The 19,446-nt window shown below is 57.5% G+C and carries 21 protein-coding genes and 1 pseudogene; 9 read left to right on the top strand and 13 right to left on the bottom strand.

The features are described 5' to 3' along the window. Positions 1 to 289 precede the first annotated feature (289 nt). The 4 genes from JQ609_RS18395 (at position 290) to JQ609_RS18380 (ending at position 3,287) form a co-directional block, all read left to right on the top strand. Entirely contained in the window at positions 290 to 643 is a 354-nt protein-coding gene (locus JQ609_RS18395) for a hypothetical protein (protein ID WP_212274430.1), read from the top strand. Positions 644 to 654: 11 nt separating this feature from the next. After that, the gene (locus JQ609_RS18390) at positions 655 to 792 is read left to right on the top strand and encodes a hypothetical protein (protein WP_212274429.1); all 138 of its coding nucleotides are present in this window, start codon (positions 655 to 657) and stop codon (positions 790 to 792) included. Positions 793 to 1,967: 1,175 nt separating this feature from the next. Continuing rightward, entirely contained in the window at positions 1,968 to 2,291 is a 324-nt protein-coding gene (locus tag JQ609_RS18385; RefSeq protein ID WP_212274428.1) for a hypothetical protein, read from the top strand. A gap of 813 nt (positions 2,292 to 3,104) precedes the next feature. After that, a complete protein-coding gene (locus tag JQ609_RS18380; protein ID WP_212274427.1) occupies positions 3,105 to 3,287 on the top strand; it encodes a CsbD family protein in 183 nt (60 codons plus the stop codon). Positions 3,288 to 3,365: 78 nt separating this feature from the next. Here JQ609_RS18380 and JQ609_RS18375 read toward each other — a convergent pair whose 3' ends face one another. Together JQ609_RS18375 and JQ609_RS18370 are read right to left on the bottom strand one after the other, a co-directional pair. Further along, on the bottom strand, positions 3,366 to 3,557 hold the full coding sequence (locus JQ609_RS18375) for a hypothetical protein (RefSeq protein WP_212274426.1): 192 nt from the start codon (positions 3,555 to 3,557) through the stop codon (positions 3,366 to 3,368). 223 nt (positions 3,558 to 3,780) lie between these two features. Further along, positions 3,781 to 4,287: an NUDIX domain-containing protein gene (locus JQ609_RS18370; protein ID WP_409411186.1), complete on the bottom strand. Its 507-nt coding sequence runs from the start codon at positions 4,285 to 4,287 to the stop codon at positions 3,781 to 3,783. Between the two features lie 55 nt (positions 4,288 to 4,342). Here JQ609_RS18370 and JQ609_RS18365 point away from each other — a divergent pair, with 55 nt between their 5' ends. After that, positions 4,343 to 4,930 (top strand): hypothetical protein, encoded by a 588-nt coding sequence (locus JQ609_RS18365; RefSeq protein WP_212274424.1) that lies wholly within the window; start codon positions 4,343 to 4,345, stop codon positions 4,928 to 4,930. A gap of 521 nt (positions 4,931 to 5,451) precedes the next feature. On the opposite strand, the gene JQ609_RS35790 is transcribed toward JQ609_RS18365, so the two are convergent. Then, the gene (locus JQ609_RS35790) at positions 5,452 to 5,973 is read right to left on the bottom strand and encodes a septal ring lytic transglycosylase RlpA family protein (RefSeq protein WP_212274423.1); all 522 of its coding nucleotides are present in this window, start codon (positions 5,971 to 5,973) and stop codon (positions 5,452 to 5,454) included. A gap of 376 nt (positions 5,974 to 6,349) precedes the next feature. On the opposite strand from JQ609_RS35790, the gene JQ609_RS18355 reads away from it, so the two are divergent. Together JQ609_RS18355 and JQ609_RS18350 are read left to right on the top strand one after the other, a co-directional pair. Then, positions 6,350 to 7,378: an ABC transporter substrate-binding protein gene (locus tag JQ609_RS18355; RefSeq protein ID WP_312014869.1), complete on the top strand. Its 1,029-nt coding sequence runs from the start codon at positions 6,350 to 6,352 to the stop codon at positions 7,376 to 7,378. Positions 7,379 to 7,811: 433 nt separating this feature from the next. Beyond that, positions 7,812 to 8,000: a hypothetical protein gene (locus JQ609_RS18350; RefSeq protein WP_212274421.1), complete on the top strand. Its 189-nt coding sequence runs from the start codon at positions 7,812 to 7,814 to the stop codon at positions 7,998 to 8,000. 627 nt (positions 8,001 to 8,627) lie between these two features. Here the strand turns inward: JQ609_RS18350 and JQ609_RS35910 are convergent. The 9 genes and pseudogenes from JQ609_RS35910 to JQ609_RS18310 form a co-directional block, all read right to left on the bottom strand. Next, positions 8,628 to 9,067: pseudogene (locus tag JQ609_RS35910) on the bottom strand (YybH family protein). 12 nt (positions 9,068 to 9,079) lie between these two features. Further along, on the bottom strand, positions 9,080 to 9,262 hold the full coding sequence (locus tag JQ609_RS35905) for a DUF6894 family protein (RefSeq protein WP_409411185.1): 183 nt from the start codon (positions 9,260 to 9,262) through the stop codon (positions 9,080 to 9,082). Between the two features lie 499 nt (positions 9,263 to 9,761). Then, positions 9,762 to 10,436: a recombinase family protein gene (locus JQ609_RS18340; RefSeq protein WP_212274420.1), complete on the bottom strand. Its 675-nt coding sequence runs from the start codon at positions 10,434 to 10,436 to the stop codon at positions 9,762 to 9,764. A gap of 379 nt (positions 10,437 to 10,815) precedes the next feature. After that, positions 10,816 to 11,403, bottom strand: a complete 588-nt coding sequence (locus tag JQ609_RS18335; protein ID WP_212274419.1) for a hypothetical protein — start codon at positions 11,401 to 11,403, stop codon at positions 10,816 to 10,818. 575 nt (positions 11,404 to 11,978) lie between these two features. Further along, positions 11,979 to 13,223, bottom strand: a complete 1,245-nt coding sequence (locus JQ609_RS18330; RefSeq protein ID WP_212274418.1) for an AAA family ATPase — start codon at positions 13,221 to 13,223, stop codon at positions 11,979 to 11,981. Further along, positions 13,220 to 14,491, bottom strand: coding sequence for a bifunctional DNA primase/polymerase (locus JQ609_RS18325; protein WP_212274417.1), 1,272 nt, complete (start codon positions 14,489 to 14,491; stop codon positions 13,220 to 13,222). Before JQ609_RS18325 ends, JQ609_RS18330 begins: the two co-directional genes overlap by 4 nt. Then, the gene (locus tag JQ609_RS18320) at positions 14,488 to 14,805 is read right to left on the bottom strand and encodes a hypothetical protein (protein WP_212274416.1); all 318 of its coding nucleotides are present in this window, start codon (positions 14,803 to 14,805) and stop codon (positions 14,488 to 14,490) included. Before JQ609_RS18320 ends, JQ609_RS18325 begins: the two co-directional genes overlap by 4 nt. Beyond that, positions 14,802 to 15,173, bottom strand: a complete 372-nt coding sequence (locus JQ609_RS18315; protein ID WP_212274415.1) for a hypothetical protein — start codon at positions 15,171 to 15,173, stop codon at positions 14,802 to 14,804. Before JQ609_RS18315 ends, JQ609_RS18320 begins: the two co-directional genes overlap by 4 nt. A gap of 755 nt (positions 15,174 to 15,928) precedes the next feature. After that, entirely contained in the window at positions 15,929 to 17,197 is a 1,269-nt protein-coding gene (locus JQ609_RS18310; RefSeq protein WP_212274414.1) for a tyrosine-type recombinase/integrase, read from the bottom strand. 335 nt (positions 17,198 to 17,532) lie between these two features. Between JQ609_RS18310 and JQ609_RS18305 the strand changes: the two genes are divergently transcribed. After that, positions 17,533 to 18,093: a PAS domain-containing protein gene (locus JQ609_RS18305; protein ID WP_212274413.1), complete on the top strand. Its 561-nt coding sequence runs from the start codon at positions 17,533 to 17,535 to the stop codon at positions 18,091 to 18,093. Here the strand turns inward: JQ609_RS18305 and JQ609_RS18300 are convergent. Continuing rightward, a complete protein-coding gene (locus tag JQ609_RS18300) occupies positions 18,080 to 18,853 on the bottom strand; it encodes an enoyl-CoA hydratase-related protein (RefSeq protein ID WP_212274412.1) in 774 nt (257 codons plus the stop codon). The two genes, JQ609_RS18305 and JQ609_RS18300, sit on opposite strands and share 14 nt — an antisense overlap. Before the next feature lie 171 nt (positions 18,854 to 19,024). Between JQ609_RS18300 and JQ609_RS18295 the strand changes: the two genes are divergently transcribed. Beyond that, complete coding sequence (locus JQ609_RS18295; RefSeq protein ID WP_212274411.1) at positions 19,025 to 19,387, top strand: hypothetical protein; 363 nt, start codon at positions 19,025 to 19,027, stop codon at positions 19,385 to 19,387. Positions 19,388 to 19,446 lie beyond the last annotated feature (59 nt).

Raw genomic sequence — 19,446 nt, 5'->3', positions numbered from 1 at the left:
GTCCGCAAAGCTGCCGCGCGAACTGTCGACGCGGTCCGCGCCGCAATCGGCTGCGCACTCGATGCCTTCACCTCAGAGGAATGTGCCAACTACCTCAAAAACTCAGGCTATCGAACCTAATGCCATCACGCTTTAGAAGGCATGAATGAGGTGCGGCGACCGAGGTTGGGAAAAGGCTCTACTAGCGCGTTTTGGAGTCGTCCGGGTTCCCTGCTACGCTACCTCATAGTCCCATTGTAGCTGAGAGAATCAGTTACGCTGCTGCTACACATTCTGGAGGGCTTAGGTCATGGACACCGAGAAGAAATCGAGCGAGCAGACTGCGGAAGAGCCCAAGAAGGATATCGGCGAGATCGTTGGCGAATTGGTGGTCAGCGGAGCCACCGTGCTGGCTCACACCGCGGCCGAGGCTGTGGTCAAACGTGTAAGGAAAGCCACAGCAAAAACCGCTCCGGCAAAAGCCATAGCAAAGGTCGTGAAGAAGGCGAGAAAGTCGTCCCGCGCATCAAAGGTCGCCAAAAGCAAAAGTAAGTCCAAAGCGAAATCTGGTGTGAAGAGAGCCGGCAAGAAGGTTAGTAAGAAGGCTGGTAAGAAATCAGCCACTAAGAAAACGAAGAAGAAGTCGAGAAAATCTAGACGCTGAAGGAGAATGTGGTGGCTAAGAGAGCTAAGAAATCCGTTACCAAGCAGGTAGTAAAGGCCGCGAAGTCGATGGCTAAGAAGGCAAAGAAAGCTGTCAAGAACGTGATGCCCAAGAAGACGAAAAAGGCCAAGAAGAAATCCAAGCGCTGATGATACCGATAGATTGGTTTGGAAAGGTAACCGGGCGGCGTTCGAAACAGGAGCAATCCTACGCCGCCCGGCCTAGGAGGACCGTCCCTGGCTGAATCGCGACGGGGCTAAGCGGATCAAAGCAAGCGGTGCAAAGCGAGCATGGATCTACTCTAATAGAGAATACGAAGCCCGCGCACCGCGAAACGCCGCGACCACGAATCGTTTCCTGCAGGTGTTGAAGGGACGCGGTGCTAGGCCCCTATCACTCCGAGAACGCTAATCTGAGGGGTGTTATCCGACATGGATGCCGCAGCAAGAGAATCTGGCAGCCAGGATCCACCGCCAAGGGCAACTAGGCAATTTCTATCGGCTCGCATGCGGGTTCGGGCAGCCACGGTGCGACGGCAATCGTACCAGATATTTCAATGAGTAGGAACGCCAAGCGATCCGAGTCGTTCATAATTCGGCCCGTCCGGGTTAGCCATCAGGACGGTCCTTCTGGCCGGGCGGCTCGTTTGACACCATGCAGGCGAGCCGTTCGGTTAAGCCTCACAAGCTCGGTCTGCGACAATTTCTTTGAGACAATCACGCCCTCATCACGACCTGTGATGTTAGCCGGGCTCCCCCTATTGTCATGGAACGATTTCGTCACCGACAGCGGCACTTTTCGGAATCGTCCTTGAGCGCATGGACGGCATCGAACCGTAAGCCGTCGAAGCCTTAATCTCGTATCCACATCAGGACGTTGTCTATGAGGAATTGGCGCAGGAATCGCCATGACTCCTTCAAGATTGACCACCCGGGCCCCAACTCGTTCGGTTGGACCCAGCCAAAAGGGCAACGGACGATCTCGAAAAATGTTTGCTCCGCCGGATCACGCATTGTGGATGGACCGTGCAGTAGTGGGCACCCACGCGGTGTTCATGTTTCCATCGTGACGCCGAACTTTCCATACTGGCTAATTCGCTTTCGGAGGGCTTAGATCGGTTCGAGTATAAATCGCTCCCGCATTTGCATTTCTCCGTGACGCCCTTCATCCTGTACTTTCATCCATTTCGCTCTCAGATCGGCGTCACATTTGTCTTTGCCAGTATGAACGACTGTTCAATAACTTACACCAATTTAATGTCGCACATCGGAACGTAAGCTATGCGCATCAATTAGCACCCCACATGTAACCCGGGAGTGTTCAAATGAATAAATTAGCAATCGTATTAGCCGTCGGTGCAGCAGCGCTGCTCGGTGGTTCCGCCGCAAATGCTTCAGACAATGCGGCGCAGGCGAAAGCGTCAACCAGCGTAACCCAGCAGTCTACCGATATCAGCTCTCAGCGTCGGCATTATCGTCACTACGGACATCGTGGCTATCGTCCGTACTACGGTAACAGCTACGGCTATTACGCGCCCCGTCCCCACTATGGTGGGGGATACGGCGGCGGACCCTACTATGGCAGAGGCTATGGATATGGTGGCCCGAGCGTTTCGTTCGGCTTCGGTGGTGGCCCGGGCTGGTACTAGAAACAAGAAGCCCGCAGCGATGCGGGCTTTTTCTTTGCTGCGAAAGATAATCACCGGCCTTGGGCCGATTTATAGGCGTGAACGTTCGACCGGCAAACGTACTTTCAAACCCTCAATGTGCGGACGACTCGCTCTTTCGATACAATTGTGCCGGCTAGAGGGTACTCGAGCTCGTTTATCCTGCATGGTCTGTCATTCACGCCGCCTGCGCACCCATGTCGTAACAGGGCGCACGCACGGACAGCCGACCACGAGCGAGGATTGACGGGTCTGCCCCGTCCCGCCTGCAGTATTACACTCCGTTCCGCAGGAACGTTTTCTTTAGTGCGAATGTTGAATGACAGGGCTTTTTGGAGAAGATATGCATAAAGAGCGTAATCCCAGTCCGGATCTCGGACTGGGTACGACAGTGCTAGCGGGAATGGGTGGAACCATTTTACTAGCGGTCCTTTTCTATTGTTTTCTCCGAACGGTCTACATATCGCCGACAAATCCGGTGCGAGGAAGACGGTGAGTGGCGCCGCCCAATAGATGATGCCTGCTTGCTAATTGTTTCATCCCCGCAGCCGTTTGCGTTATCCCTCCGGCAGCCCGGGATGTGATCTAGCTGAGAATCACGAGACGTTTCTACCGTCCATTATCGGCATTGGTGTTCGAGAGCCGACATCCAAGGAAAAAAACCGAGCTCCGTTTACGTCTAAGACGATCGACAATCAGCAGTGAACATCTGTCAAGACCGAAGACTAGTCACCAAATCGTTAAGCAACCCCGGCGCTCTCCCTTCGTTACAACCGCTCACAAAGGAGAGTGATCATGGAAAAGGACCGCGTCGAAGGTGCCGCAAAGCAGGCAAAGGGCACAATCAAAGAAACCGTCGGTAAGGTGACAGACGATAGTAAGACCGAAGCCGAAGGAACTGCAGAAAAGGCTGAGGGCGAAGTGCAGAACACCGTCGGCGGCATCAAGGATAAGGCGCGCGAGGTGCTCAACAAGTAAAGTATCGACCTTGGGTCGAGCCGGACGTATGGCTTAATCCAGTACGCCGGCTTTTTTACTGAGGCACACCTGCCACTTTCAAACCCCCTTCTTCTTACTCTTGTCGAATTTGTCGAAGTTCCAAGTCCAGTACGGGCGATCTGGATAACGTTTCTTCCTAGGCATCTTTACGATCGGCACTCGCTGCTCGCTACCGTCGGCAAAGGTTTTGACGATGAAGCGCTCCTCACCTTCCTGAACGATCTCGATACTGAGGGGAGTTTTCGCCATGCCCACCAAGTGCAACGATCTTACGATGGTTCCTAATAGTAGCGGACAACCTGCTGCTGGTTATTGATCGGACGCCCATGCTCGACGCGTACAGAAGCGGGCGTGCTCAGTGATAACTTTGCCGCATCTACTAGCCGCGCGCAGTAGTCGGCGACGCGGCAGAGAGGTGGTGATTTTTGACGATACGACGCTGGGCGCGGCCGATGGAAAACACACTCTCTCGCTAATGATCAGTTCTCGTCAATCTCACCAATGCCTCTAACAGACGATCGATAAGGAGGACCTGACCCTTCAGAATCTTTAGGCGCGCCTCGTACTCGTTGAACCAAGCTGCCCGATCGAGCTCGGGAAATGGCTGGCGCCGCCCGGATCGCGGTGGCCATTCCATGTCGAACGTATTGCTTCGCAGATCCGCAGGATCCCAGTCACCTTGAATAGCCCAAGCATGAACCACCTTCCCGCCCGCTTGCTTCACGGCGCCGAGCGGGATGAAATCTCCCGTCGGATGGTGCCCGGTCTCCTCGGCAAACTCACGCCGCGCGGCCGCAAGTGGCTCCTCGCCCAGGGAAATCAGCCCTTTCGGTATGCTCCACGCACCGGCATCCTTGCGGCTCCAGAATGGGCCCCCCGGGTGGCCGAGCAAGAACTGGATGTCACTATCACGTCTTCTGAACAGGAGAAGACCCGCACTCTCAGCCTTAGGAGATGAAGCTTTCGCCGGCAACGACACCTCCCCACAACCGTTACTCGTTGCGCAGGTTTATCGAAGTTGCACAGAAGACGAAATGGATTACGCATTGTGGTGCAAGCGAAAAAACATCCAAAAACGAAATATAGCGGAGCGAAATCCAAAACGGTTCGCAACTATCTTAACTGAGTGTTTCTCAACTTTGCGGGCTATGCTCGATGCTCTAGCGCTGCTCAGCGCCTTGGCTGTCGGCCAGGTGCTCAGAACGCCTGCCGGCACCCCAGCCGCAGAGATGTCAGCAGACGGGTCGACCGTCGGCATTGCTGACGCTGACCACGCGCTCAGCAAGGCCGATCGACTTGAGATTAACTACGTGCGTCAGGAAACCCCGCCCCAAGCTGTCTTGCAGCCAATCGAGCCAACCGCACCTGTCGTAATCCCGCCTAGCCCGCCGGTGGAAACCAAAATCATAAGCCGACATTGGCGCGATCCTCATGCCTTTTCACCTTCGCTCAAAGATTCGGGACGGAGCGAATTCAGAAAGGCGAGAAAGAACGTCGACCGCAAACGAAATCAAGCTATGGATGGATCCAAACCATCTGATCCGGTGAAGCCTTGCAGCCGGCCTGGCCCTATTGGGGATCTGTTGAGGGCTGTGAATTTGTCGCCCGCATGTTCGTCCTAGGTTTCAATCTGTTGCATTCATTTGCCCCATTCGCCAATGGGTCTAGCGACTCCGCAGGTAGATGTCTGCATCACCCGGGCAGAGAGACATGCTCGGTAAACGCCGAAAATGACGGGTTCGAGCAGCTCGACTTCATCCTGTGACGCTGAAACAACGTCTCCCCTGACGCCGTCACGCGCGTGAACCACCGAGCACGGCCGCCCCATGAGATCACGATCATCCATTCGCCAACCGCTTCGAAATAACGCGCCAGATCGAGCAGTCACGCCCTGATCATACCGCCGACCCTGCTCGGCCGTGCCGACGAGGTGAACAAGTGATGTCGCGGTTATTGGCCCTTATTGGAAGTTTGATGCGCTCCGTCCGCTCGGATTAGACCGGAACGACGCGAATGACCCTTAAGATACATGCTCGATCCTGTGCGCTCAACATTGGATACCGTAAGAAGGAGACGCATCGACGCGGCTCACCTCCTGATAGGTTGTGTCTACATTCCTTGGAGGACTTCAGCAGACAAAAAGCTAAAGCACTTCAGCGCGAACCTGCGCCACGCCACGGTCGGTAATCCCTAAATGACGCGCAGCGCCGAGTGAAAGGTCGAGGACCCGGCCGCGAACCCAGGGTCCCCGGTCGTTGATACGAACTATTACGGACTTGCTGCTCGCAAGATCAGTTACACGAACTCTTGTACCGAACGGTAGGTTGCGGTGGGCAGCGGTCAGAGAATTCCGAATGAACGGGGCACCGCTCGCTGTTTTTCCTGTCGGATATGAATAGTAAGAGGCCTTTCCAGAAAAAACCCGGTTTACAGATCGAGGGGCTGAGCGCTCTTCCGAACGACGAGCTGTCTCCCCTCCGGTCGGAGGTTGCTCAAGCGAAGGATCCTGTTTGGGCTGGTCCTGTGCCTCGGGTGCCGGTTCTGCGTGCGCTTTTGGAATGATAGACCATCGATCAAGAAAGGTCTGCGCTGAAGCAGAATCTACGTTTACGCACAACCAAACGGGGACTGATACGATTGCAACTATTCCAAAAATAGGGCGCATGGGACGGGCCTCACAAACAAATAGTACAAATGAATAACGTAAGCTGTTGAGGCTCTGTTCCTGTCCTGCAGGCGATCAAGGGATATATACCGATGCTTCCAACTCATCCGTTTGGTGCTTTAGGCGCACCGCAGCAACAAACGCCTATTTCCGAGGTATTGCTTGCGTGAGAGTTCGTTGCTCCCTATCACGGCGAGGTAGTGAGAGTTAGATCAACCGCGACTAGGTGCGACAATTTAGATCCTCCCATCAATTAGGCATTTGCTCCCGGCCTTACTGCACGCGCGCTTATCTGTTGGCGCTTTTCGGACCTGGCGCCCCTCGTCGGCGATGTCCGATGATCGGGTAAGGGCAGAAGTCACGGCAGGCTTTCAAAGTGACGCGACTGACCCAGAACGGACGTCGGCCGCCCCGAAAGAATTTTACTCGACCGCGCCCTTGGCACCTTCCAAACTTCGAGGTTAGACAGTTACACTGCCGGATACTGATCGCTGGGGGCGTTGATGAGACGGCGGGAGTTCATCGGACTGATAGGTACGGCCGCGTTGAGTTTTCCGCGCCCGGGATATGCCCAGAGCAAGACGGACCTGCCGATAGTAGGGTTTCTGTCTGTGCTAAAGGAGAACGCCGGGTTCACCAAATCGAGAGTGGACGCGCTCCGCAAAGGCCTGCAGGAAAGGGGGGTTCCATTGAAGGGAAGAACTATTCCCTTGCCATGCGGTTTCTCGAAGGTGATTTCAATCGCATACCGCAACTTGCGGGGGAATTGACTGCGCTCAAGCCACGGGTCATCGTCATTGCACCCATGGGGATTAGCGCGGTTGTTCGACTTTCTCCGGATCTTCCGGTTGTTTTTACCGCCGTTGCTGCAGACCCTATCGCGTTAGGCCTAGCCAAGAGCTATCAACGCCCGGGCGGGATGATCACCGGAAATGTGATGAACGCGGTTGGTGGCGAGGAGACCGTTACCGAGAAGCGTATCGGGTTTTTCAAAGAGCTTGTCCCTGGTCTGACACGCCTCGGCATGATCGCATCCGAGCGCGAGGCTTTGGTAATCACGGAAAGGGATGCGCTACAAAAAGTGGCTACCCGGCTCGGTTTTGAGTTCACGCACTACGGTCTCAAAACAATTGACGATCTGGAAGACGCCTTTGCCGCGGGTATGCGCGATAACGTGAGCGCGTTCTATATTTCGGGTGAGCCATTGCTGATCGGAAATATGTCCCGCGTCATGGCTTCCGTCACTGCATCAGGAAAGCCCACCGTCGGCCCTTACCCAGACTGGGGACGCGCCGGGCTTCTGATGTCCTATGCAACCGACCCGGTGGATGGCTATCGCCAAGCGGGCGCCTATGCAGCGAAAATTTTGAATGGGGCCAAGCCCGGCGATCTCCCCATCGAGTAGGCGAGCAAATTCGCTCTTGTGATCAATCATAAACCGCAAAGGCGCTCGGCATCGTCGTGCCCCCGACCTTGTTAGCGCTCGCTGACGAGGTGATCGAATAAGTTCGGCCGACTTCCGTTCTTACCACATAGCGTCAGTTAGTGCGGTGCAGCGCGATGTCCGGAGTTGGGGGTAAAGCTGACTTGCCGTTTGAACGCCCGGACTTCTCAATTTTGACCCTTAGCGGACATGCTGCTTGTAATCTTCGATGTCGGCTTTTCCGCTCTTTAGCGGACATGGACCGCGATGCCTCAACAGAGGTCAGCTTTACGCGCGCAGAGCCTCAACGGAACTGGAACAATGTCCAAGCGAACTGATTGAAATTGTTACGGCTTGCTGGGATAGACAAGGAAGTATTCCTGAAGAAGCGTGTTTATCAGGGAAGGAGCATCAAATGGATGACGAACGAAAATCATCAAAAGCGGGGAAGCGGGCCGCTGAAGGCTTGCGCGAGGCGACTGCTAAGGAAGAAGCGAAAAACGAGAGCAAGACGGGGCACGACCTAGCTAAGGGCGCTGATCGCTTCGAAGAACGCTCTAAGAGCTCCGATGGAAAAAGCGCAAAAGAAAAACAGAAAGGGTGAACTATACAGCAGACCCGGCGCGGCGTTTCCGTGCAGGAACCTCCATGCAGGCCAACCGGCTGAGGTGACACCCGTTGGCTCAAGCTGGCATCGGGCAAGGCTCTCGCGGAGGTCCGCCACTTACGTAAAGCGGAAATCACTGGGTCGGCACTGCGCTTAGGTGAAATGTCGTAGCAAGGATGCGCCAACCTTTGGCGAAGCGAACAATGTCGTACGACTGCCGCCACTGTCTTGTGACGCTTTGGCGGACACGAATTTACTAGATAGAAACCATCTCAAATGATCCGAAAACTTTAACGAAACAAGTTAGCCGTCTCGGCGTAGGTTTGTCGGAGGGCACGACCCATCACAAGCCGCCAGTTGAGAGAGCAGGAAGTTCAGATCGAGCGTTATCAGTTTCTATCTCGTGAGGTAACTGATCCGCTTGCCCTGTGTTTGCTTCGGTTCATTGTCGAGGATCTTGCAGCCGACCTGCGCCGGGATCGCGACATCGGTCAGAGCGGTTTTGACTGCGGGTCGCGCCGCTAAGCTCGCTAATGAGCACGCTGGCTCTCGAACGCGCGGCGTGGAGTGGCAGCGCGTGGTTGAGAGTGCCGCTGGCATCGGATCGGAGCCGCTTCGGTCAACTCAGTTGAAGGTCTGAAGCCTCAACTTCAGCGAGCCATCCGCTTGGCGCTCGAATACGTGCATCGCGAGACCGCTAAAAGGCGTCGGCTTGCCGTCCTTGTCCTTGCCCGTCGCGCTCCACTTCGCCGTGCCGAAGACAACCTTGTCATCTCCGCCAGCGTCGATCATCTCTAGCTTGTGGCCGTCACGCCGTTTGCGAGGAGCCCGGCAAAGAACTTCTCGATCTCATCTGGGCCGGACGCGACTTGGTGCGTTGGCGGCATCAGCTTAGCGCCGGAAACATAGTTGGCGGCGATGGCTTTCGCATCGTGCTTGTTGAACGCGGCATCCCATGCTGTGTACGCCTTTTCGACCGCGGCTTTTGCGTCCTCGGCAAGCGAAGCCGCGGGGGTGGCGGCGAGCAGAAATACAGCTAATGCTGATGTGTGAGCCAAGCGCATGGAAACCTCCTCTCAGAGATCGTTTCCTTCATCGTCCACTACGACCAGGCAACGAGGCGTTTCGCCGACCTCAGCGGCTATCGCATCCGCACTTTGGTGCGCCTTGGCGATCGCATCCTCGTTATCTTTGCAGTTGAGGCCCCTTGGGTCAGGGATCCGATGTCCATTTGCTAATTCAAAATGATAGTGCGGCATTGAGTGAAAATGCTGATGCCCGCGGTATGGTTCCCCCGGGGCGAATGCGCTTGTCTGTGCCGATGTCGCGCAGGCGTACCCAAAAAGATGCGCCGCCGGGCTCGAAATACGGTGTCCCGGCGGCGCCCTGTCTCAAACTGGGCATCTAATCCCCAACCTGCTATTCACCAGCAATCGATGTGCCAACAACTCGCCGGACGCGTGATCGACATCTGCCGCCTGTGTGCCGATAGTGCGCAGGCGTCAGAATTGTCACCCATTTGCTGGTCGCGTCGGTTCGAACCGAAGTGCGAGCTTTGAATCGAGGAGGCTATACGAGATGCTCGTGAACAGGCCGTTCGGAGGGGCGACGCCACCAAGGCGGCATAACGCCGTGATGCGGTTCAAGCTTGGCACCTTTCGCCCCTGACATCCTGGATATAATTGCCCAACAGTTGGCCCCGCTGTCCTACAGGTGATGAGCCTGAGAATATTGACATCGTCGGCCGCGCTCTCGGTGCTAAACTGCGCCGCAACAGGTTGAGTGCCTTTCTCCAATTCGCTTTTGAACCCGTATTACAGTAGCAGCGTGCCATTTCCCGCCGGTTGGGGTCCCTATCTTGCGCTCATTCAGCACCTCGGCCGTGGCCCGGGCAGACCGCCCCGCGAGTTCAGTCAGGATCGGACGCAACTGCTCGGCTCGTTCCATCGCCTCGACGCGGTTCGCAATGCCTCGTGCATTGAGCCCGCCGAGTTTGACGCCCTGAGCCTTTTTAGCGGCGAGCGCGTCCCGAGTGCGGCGGGAGATCATCGCCCGTTCTTTTTCGGCGAGCGCGGCGTACAGATGCAACATGAACGGGTCGGCATCGGCGCCCAACTCTGCGGCGATGAACGGCGTCTTGTGCGACATCAGCCCGCTGATGAAATGGACGTCTCGGCTCAGCCGATCCAGCTTGGCAACGATGATCGGCGCCTTGATCTTCTTTGCCGCTTTCAGCGCCGCCGCCAGTTGCGGTCGGCGATCGAGGGCATCCGCACCTTTACCGGTCTCGACCTCCTTGAAGGTCTGGACTAGGTCGTAGCCCTCGGCTTCGGCAAATCTGGCCAGCGTCGCTTGCTGGGCCTCGAGTCCAAGGCCCGATTTTCCCTGTCGCACGGTCGAAACGCGGATGTACGCAATGGCAGTTTTGGTCATGAGACTATAATCCTAAAGTGTACAACACGGCAACCGGCGTTGGCGTGTTACAAGTGATCTAACATACTGTAATTGAATGACTTTTTGGTAATATTTTGCGGAGCAGGCAAGCCGCGGTATGCCCCTAAGTTGGGGTGGCAAATTTCAGTTGGAGCACCAAAAATTGCATGTGCGGGCCGCTGCTGCACTGGCAAAGGGGCTTTGGTTGGAACCAGCCCCGCGGCAATCTGGACCGGCCGGGGGCCGGTTGTGGGCGCCGTTGGCGCGGAGAATCAGGGGTTTGCTTAAGGCGCCCCCGCGGCCAGGCAAAGCGCCCTATACAGGCCGGCGGTGGTTGGAGTGGCCCTTATTGTTTGATTGTTCTTCCTAACCAATTGAGTCATTCGTTGGTGTTGCTGCCCACTAGCTTGAGGCTCCGCTCAAGGTCAGCGAGAGGCATGTTACGCGCCTGACGAAACAGTGCCTGCGCTTCTGCGATGCTCATGTTCGCGCCCTGCAGTTTCAACGTGTGCGCGTGATTGTGATCGTGGTCGGTCTTGTCGCGCCACTCTGCGGGCCTGCGGTTCTTGAGCCAGAAAATACAGGCCGTCACGTCCGGGGGTACGTGCTCGATGATATCCAAGCGCTGGACGTTCTTATCTACGACTATAATTTTCTCGCTCTCATACGTGTATCCAGTCGCACGAGAATAGAGCGAACGTTCTACGCGATCATCAGCGGCTTCTTTGCCGCGATTAAGCGAGGCACAAAATTCAGGATGACGAGACTGCCAACTCCAGATCGTGACTACAGTAACCTCGAAGAAGTCCGCTAGATCACGATCGGTAGCACCGAGCTGACACAGCTTGCGTGCCTGCTCTGCGTATTCTTCACGGTAGGATGAAGGGCGGCCTTTCGCGAGCGTGACTGGTTGAAGCGAAACTATCTTTTTCGGTCGTTTGCGCTTTGCTGGTGGCTTTTTTGCCATCAAACTCCTTTAAGGGACTAAGAAAACCGCTACCGCACGCCGACACGAATTCGTGCAGGCGTGCTCAGACAACGGAACGGACGAAATCAACTGCGATGGGCATAGTTAAGTTTAACTGCTACCGATTTGATAGCACATTGCGACCCGTTTGCCCAGTGACCTATAGCAGCCGCGGGGTGTGCCGGGTTGCCGCCGGTTTAACGGCCCTCCGCATGGCCCCACCCTCGCCCAGGTAGGCCCGGCAAGGCCCGTACGGGCGTCGCTGCTGCAGGGAATCGCTACGGCCGCCCCTAGGGGCCCCTCGGCCAGGGAGATGCGCCGCTTCGCAGCGTTCCAGATTGACGGGCGTACCGGCCAGCATAGGTGGCCCGTGCCCTTGCAAAGCCGTAGGCACACCACCGGCCGCGTCTGTCTGTAGGCCCGGCTTTAGCGGCCTACAGACTGCGCTGCTGGGGTGCCCGCCCGCCTGCTGCGCAGTCCCGCAGTCTGTATATAGGGTTTGAGACTGCGCGCGGCGCTCGCGCGGTGTGCGCAGTCCGTCTGCGCGCTAACTCCGGAGACTGCGCATTTCGGCCCTAGAAATGCTCATCGTCGCTCTCCGCCGGTGCAGCACTGAGCACCTCGTAGACCTTGACCATCTTCTTACCCTTGCTGCTGTACTTCTCGACAACGCGGATAAATCCGGCCCTGACCAGTTGTTCTAATGCCTCCTTGGAACGCTTATTTGAAAGGTTGAACTCACCCTGCAGCAACGCATCGGCGCGATTAGCCTTCGGGCCGTCGGTTGCTGCCGTGAAGGCTTCGCCGTCGCTTCGACCCTGCTTGAGCCGCTCCAGAAATCTTGGAAGCCACTCCGCCGTCAGCACGTCGTTGCTTGTTTTCCACGGCTCATGTACGAAGCGACAATCGTCGGTGCCGTCTTCCAGCAGCACGGGGAGCTTGATGGTTTTCTTGCGAAACCATTTCGGCACGGAATTGACCGTGTAGGACTGCTTAGGATCACCAAGGCGGCAATATCGCATGTAGGTCTCTTCCTCACCCTTGGGCAGTAGGTCCTCAGCTTCCGTCTTCGTCATGTTAGCCATGATGATTACGACGCGCGCCGCGTCGGTCATCGCACTGGTACCCCGCGCTGCGTTCTGATCGTCCACCGTTCCCTTGGACATCTTGTTGGTATGGGAAACCAACACCACGCCACAGTTAGCGCGCGTGGCGATGTCGTCGGCGGCGTTGTGGAGCTCCTGCATCTCGGCAGAATTCTCGTCGAGACCGGCGTGCAAGCGGATGAGTGGGTCGAGAATGACCAGATCGATACCTAGGTCGATGATGTCCTCGCAAAGTTCCTCGTAAAACCGCGTTCGCTTAGCAGCATCATTGTGGCCGCTGCCCTTCGTGACCAACGCGACGTTTTTGCCTTGGAAAATGAACAGCCTGCCTTTCAAAGGCTCCTTAAATTTTTCGATGTCCGCAGCCTTGTAACCGACTCTGGCGACCTCAATTGCTGCGATGCGCCGCCGAATCTCCTCGAGCGGCTCCTCACCGGATACGAATGCTATCTTTAGGTCCTTGCGCATCGGGTGAAAGCCCGCGAAATCTTCGCCACGTGCGAAGGCGATCGCCGCCTGGAGGGTGAACTGCGTCTTGCCGGTGCCGCCGGTTGCCGAGATGATGGTCACGGCCCCGCGCAGCGCGAAGCCAAGCGCGACCCACGGTGTAGCGGTCAGCTCCGAGTGCTTGAATTCTAATGGTATCAACACCGGCTCGCGCTTGGCCTTGACCTCGGCCACGGCCTTCTCTTCGAGCTTGGATTTGGCGTTCACGATGGCACCCCCGCATCGAGCATCCTGCGGTAAAGTTGCCACCAAGTTGGGTCGTGCTCGTCGGCGAGGCGATAGATGATGTCGCCGCAGTGCCCCGGACCATCGATGCACTGCTCCCAGCCGCTGCCGCCCCAATCGGTGAATAGATCGGAACCAGTTTCGCCAAGTTCAGCTCGAACTGCCGAGCCAACGGCACTCTGATTCTTCTCGTCGAACGGCAAGCGGGCGAGTGCGGCCCATATTTTGAGGCGCTGATTGCACCGCTCCCAGTAGGGGTCGGCCAGCTTGGCAAGAACGACTAGCTTCGCCATGCCGTTGAACCTAGTCGGCGGCCACATGGTGATGGTGGCCCAGCGGTCGTCAGTCTCGGCTGCGTTGTATTTTGTGCTCTTGCGCGACCAGTCGTGAAGTGTCGTGAGACCCTCCGCGCTGCCGCCGGTAGCGTGCCATATGGCCATGGCCACAGTGTTCCAGTCGTCCCATCCGAGGTCTCGGTTCGGAATGGCCCTGCACGCTAGCGTTACGCGCTCGAAATCCGGAATGAAGTTGTCCTCGGGCTCAATCGAAATACCCTTGCCGCTGTCGATCCTTATCATTGCGGCAAGCACGGGATCTAAGTTGCGGACGACTCGTGGCTTCGTAGACACGCGCAGATGAGCGGTGCCAGGCTTCCGTCGCACGACGCCTGACTGGGGCAGTTTTTCAATGAGCCACGCTGGCGCGTCCGCTATGTCGAGGTTGTTGAGCCATCGATACTGGCCGCCGCGCGGATGTTTCGACGGCGGCGCGATGACCATGCCGCCTTCGCCTCGAACATCGATGCCGAGCGCGCGGGTGTCGCCTTCAATTATGATCTCGGACGCACTGTTCTTGACCTTCATGCCTGGCGGCAGTCGGAAAAAATAGTGCATCGACCCGGTTGGGGATTGCGCCATCAGGGTTGGTGGCAGCCGACCGTACTTGTTCTCTAACGCGTGGAGGGCTGCGAAACCATCGTATTTGTGGCCAGCGGCGGTATCGACGTCGACGACGAAGAAACCATTCACCGATCCCGTTGGAAGCCCGAGCGGATCGTCGGGATACTTGACCCAGAGCCTTTGTATCTCACGCGGGTTCTTTGTCATGCCCCAGTTGAGGCCGTTCGTTGTCTTGCCTGACCAGCGCCCTTGCTTGTTCCACTTGCCGATTTTCACCGGCTTGAACCGCGCCTGAAACACGAACCAGCCGCGCGCGGCGCAGGCCAAAGCGGCGTTGCGATGTGCATTCATGCTGCACCGCCATTCGCGATCGGCGCCTCGACGATGGCCCCCCAATCAGCCTGCGACATCGGATCAAACGTGATGCCGAAACGATGCTTGATGGCGTTGCAGAACCTCTGATAGTTGCGCAGTTTCTGATCCCGAAAATGCGTGTCGCTGCAGACGCCTTTGATCGATACCAGCCAATCGGCCTTGCCACCCGGCCCACGCCGAATGCTGGTGATTACGGGGCGGTTAGTGGTGACTACGGATCGGGCTGTGCTTGCGCTATTCTCAGAAGATAAAGCAGCTGTATCTGTGGAAACGGTACGAGCGTCCATCATTCGCCACCCCCGACCCCAGGGAGGTGCGTGATAAGGCGCTCCACGATGACGTCCCAGCCTTCTTCAGGGAGCGCGAGAAGGTCGTGGAGGTAATATTCGAGCCTGCAACGCCTGTGCGACAGCTGATGTGCCGCAACATTGCGAAAACTTGTTGCCGACAGCAGCTGCGAATGACGGATCGAGAAGGACGGATAGGCATTGAAGCGCACCACCCAACATCGATCGCCATGGTTTCTTTGTAGTGCTATTACATTAGCGCTTTCTTCGGTCAGGCTTGGTATGAGGGCCACGGCTGTGTCGTGATAAGCAAAGTATTCTGTGCTGGTCGGACGTGCTACGCCACGCGGGAGGCTATTGTTCGGGGCCATGGCTCACATCTCCCCCGCGCCATAATCGGCGGTTGACTTGTGCGAGCGCTCGTCGAGCCACTTCAGAACATCGCCAACATGATATCTGATCGTCTTCGTGCTGAGCCGTCGATAGGGCGGTCCGTAGCCTTTGGATCTTCCTATCTCTAGCCACTGTACTGATACCGAGAGCCAAGCGGCCAGTTGCTTGGTGTCAAGCAACGTGTCGGGATTTACTCCGCTGGCTAGAGTCGCAACGTGCGAGGCGCGGCGATCAAGCAGGAGAAATTTTGGATGATGGCGTACTCGAGCAGCAGCTCCGGCTGCCGCCATAGACCGTGTTGGATTACCCATTTTTTTCGCCCAAGGAATCGCCGGAACAAAGCAAAGCTCCGCCCGGCACTGATTAGGTGCTCGGACGGTCTTGCATTTGCGCGATCCGATGGGCCGATCACACAGGCCCGTCACAGGCCCTGCAAACCGTTCCCCTATCTTCGGGCTTCGCCCGAAGGACATGCGGCTGGGGTTGCCGACGGCTCCGAACCCGCCACCGCCTTACGGCGGCGCTCCTTGAATGCTGGACCAAGGCGTTTTTTCCGGGCTGCTGGCCTGCAACCCACGCCTGCTTTAAGGTTACAGCAACAAACGGTGTTTCGGCAAGCGGTGGCGACCCTATGTTGTTTTAGCGCGGTTAGAAATTTGCCTATTTCGGTCCGAAATCAACGTTATGCGAAAAAAAGGCCCGTGTATTGCAAAGCTCGTGGGTGGGTGGCTGATTAGCGCAACTTTGCGACGTTGCCTCCCACGACAGCCTGGATACTGCACAGCGCGAGCATCTTGTCGCACACCTGCTGGGCAGGCTCGCGAAGATCCTCAATGTCGGGGGCCAAGTAGTGCTCAGCAGTGACATCGGCCGGAAGCGCGTGATTGCACAACACCTTCAGCCACACGATGTTTACTCGAGCGGACGCTCCGACTTTGAGAAAACCCCGGCGCAAGGAGTGGGCGCTGACGGCGACTCCAGCTGACTCGTTTACCTTCGCAAACGGCCGCTGCGTATCGCGGATCGGCTTGCCCACCCGACGGCCAGGAAAGACGTACTCGGACGTGTCGCCGAGCGCACGGCGCGAAACCAGCAGGTCGTAAATGAAATCACTCATCGGTATTTCGACTGACTTTCTTGTCTTCGTGTTTGGAGCGGGAAGCGTCATGATGCGCTGGAGAAGATCAATGTCGCTCCACTTCAGTCGCGATGCTTCAGTCTTTCGAAAACCCGTGAACGTGAGCAGCAAAAGGAAGTCCCGCGAAGTCCTGTTTTCAAGCCCGCAAACCGCCTGGTAGAACGCGGGCTGCTTTTCGGCGGGCACTCGGCTGGTCCGACGCTGCACAGGAAACCATGCGTCCTCATCCTGCATTCGACTTACTGGGCATGCTGGCAGCGCAACGCGCTTCGCGGCCCAACGCCACAGAACGCGGAGCGTCACCATCGTAGCGTTGGCCGTCGTCTTGCCCTCGTACCGACCGCCCTTCGTAGCGATTGCGGCTGCTATCGTCTGATGCTGCTCCTCAACCATATCGGGGGTGATCGACGACAGCGGTTTGTCCATCCAGTCTGCGAGGTGACGATCTATCTGGCCATAGGCGCGCTTGCTCCCCGCACTCAGTTTCTTGTTGGCAACGAAATACTTCTCTTTCGCTTCGCGAAGCGTGTACATCGTCGCCTGAGTGCCGGGCTCGGCCTTGGCCTTGGGATCGATGCCCCGCCGAATCTGGTCCAGCGCCTCCTCGGCACGCTCGCGCGCTACCTCCACTGTTAGAAGCGAGGCCTCTGCCGGTCCAACGTTGACACGGCGGGTCTGCTTCTTTGCACCCCTAACCTTGTTGGGCAGGTCACGCTGCGCGATGTAGTCCTTCGCGGTCGTTTTGCCTGACACCTGAACACCGAAACCCTTCGTGACCGTGTCGAAATAGACCACTTGCAGTCCGCTGGGATGCGGCGCGCGTAACCTGTCAACGAAGGTTTGGGTTAACTTCGTAGTTGGCATGCCCCTTACCTCCCAGGCTGGGCGGTCCCAATAAGGCAATTTCCGCCTTTAGGCCGCCAAACGGTGTTTTAGCGGCAGCACTTTAACACCGTTCGACGACAACAAAAACAAGACAAATCAATAACATACCCTACGAGGCTTTAGCCCTAAAAGCCTGTAGGGTCCGACTTGGTAAATTTAACGTTAACAACGCAAAGCCGCCGCCAAAGCGGCCAAACCGCGTCCACGGCATGGACGCTGCACAGCCTGTCCTGCACAACACAGAAGGGACAGCACGTGAGCAAAATCGGGACAGATATGTGCCGCCAGGCCACGGGCGGGGGCAAGGCCAACGTATGAAACATCCATCGAGCCGTCAGTTTTTTGCCTATTGGGACGCAAAACGCGGCCACGCGCGGGCACCTGACCGCAGCGAGATCGAACCATCAGCGGTACGCGAACTGCTCGGCGACATCTTCGTGCTGGGTTACGAAAACGAGGCCGGCTTCCCCTTCCGCGTCGCCGGAACCCGGGTCTGCGCCCTGCTCGGCCGCGACGCAAAGGACAGCAGCTTCTCGGCGCTGTTCGCTGAAGAGAGCCGCCGCGAAATCGAAGACATCGTGACGTACGTCGCCGAGGAAATGCTGGCCGCCGTCGCCGGCATCACCGCGACCTCGGAAGACGGGCGGACGGCGCATCTGGAATTGCTGCTGCTGCCGTTCAACAACCGCGCGCACGCGCCGATCAGCATCACCGGCCTGCTGGCGCCGTTCGAGGACGATCTCGGCATGCTGAAGGATTTCAGGCTGACGTCGTGGCGCTATCTGCACCGGCCGGAGAAACTCGTTCCCCGCGCCTTGCGCAAGCTCGCCATCGCGCGCGGCTTTATGGTCTATGAAGGGATTACCGGCCGCTGAACCGCGCCGCGCGCTTTTCCAGAAACGCGTTGCGCCCCTCCAGCGCATCCGCGCTCTTGCGGATCTCGGCCTGCGTCTCGATTTCGCGCCGGAACTGATCGGCATAGCTTGAGTGTTCGCTCTCCTCGATCAGGCGGCGTGTCGCAACCAGCGCCCGCGTCGGACCGCTTGCGAGCTTGCGCGCCAGCGCCAGCGCGCCGCCCTGAAGCGCGGCATCATCGAACACTTCCCGGACCAGTCCCCATTCCCGGGCCGTCTCGGCCGATAGCGGCTCGTTCATCAGCATCAGTTCGAGCGCACGCTGCCGGCCGACCAGGCGCGGCAACAGCCAGGTCGAGCCGAGATCAGGCACCAGCGCGATCCGGCTGAAAACCTGAATGAAGCTCGCCGAGCGCGCCGCGACAATCACGTCTCCCGCCATCGCGAGGCTGAAGCCGCCGCCGGCCGCAACACCATTGACCGCCACCACGACCGGCACTTTGCATTCACGCAGCGCCTTGAAAGCCGGCCAGTAGTACCGCATCACGCCATCGACAATGTCGTCGCCGAGGATGGCGGCGGCCTTAAGGTTCTGGCCGGAGCAAAAGCCGCGGCCGGCGCCGGTCAGGACCAGCGCCCGTACCCCGGGATCCTCGGTCATCTCAGGGATCGCGAGGGCCAGATCGCCCAGCAGATCGGGTGTCATCGCATTCAGCGTCGCAGGCTCGTCCAGTGTCAGCACGCCGACGGCATTGTCGCGGTCTCGCTTCACTCCAGCCATCTCATCCCTCCCCGAAATTTGGCCGGCCCTGGCGGGCCCGACATTAAGCATCATGGTACCGAAACAACGCACGGACAAACAATCGCTTTCAGCGGTCTTGACCGAAAACGGCCTTTACCGGGATACTGACCGGATTGGACGTGAGCGATGTTTGAGATCATTATTTTTTGCGTGATTTTGCTGGCGGTTTGTTATTGGGCGGTCCTGTGGCTGATGGGACGGCGCGAGGATGTTTTGCACGGCGAGTTCGTCGAAGCCGGTGCGCAGGCCGAAGAGCCCGTTCGATCGGTATTTCCGAAGCGGCCTGTCCGTAAAGTTCAAGCGGTTCGGCAGAATTTCCCCGAAAAACCCGTCTTCCCCGCAAAACCCGTCATCACCGGGAAGCCCGGCATCACCGAGACGCGCGTTCAAACTGCAATCGCGGAGCCGGCCGTTCAAGCTGTCGTGCCGGAGCAACCCGCATTCAGGCAGGAACGGCTGGAGTCGCTGCTGAACTCGATCAAGCAGGATCTCAATCAGCTGGTCCAGAAGTAGCTGCACGGCATCGGTGGGCACCGGGCACGCGAGAATACGTGCGCGCGTTGACACAGACG

The organism is Bradyrhizobium sp. AUGA SZCCT0169, from assembly GCF_018130085.1.
In the GTDB taxonomy this organism is placed as follows: domain Bacteria; phylum Pseudomonadota; class Alphaproteobacteria; order Rhizobiales; family Xanthobacteraceae; genus Bradyrhizobium.
This window is presented reverse-complemented; position numbering and strand designations above follow the sequence as displayed.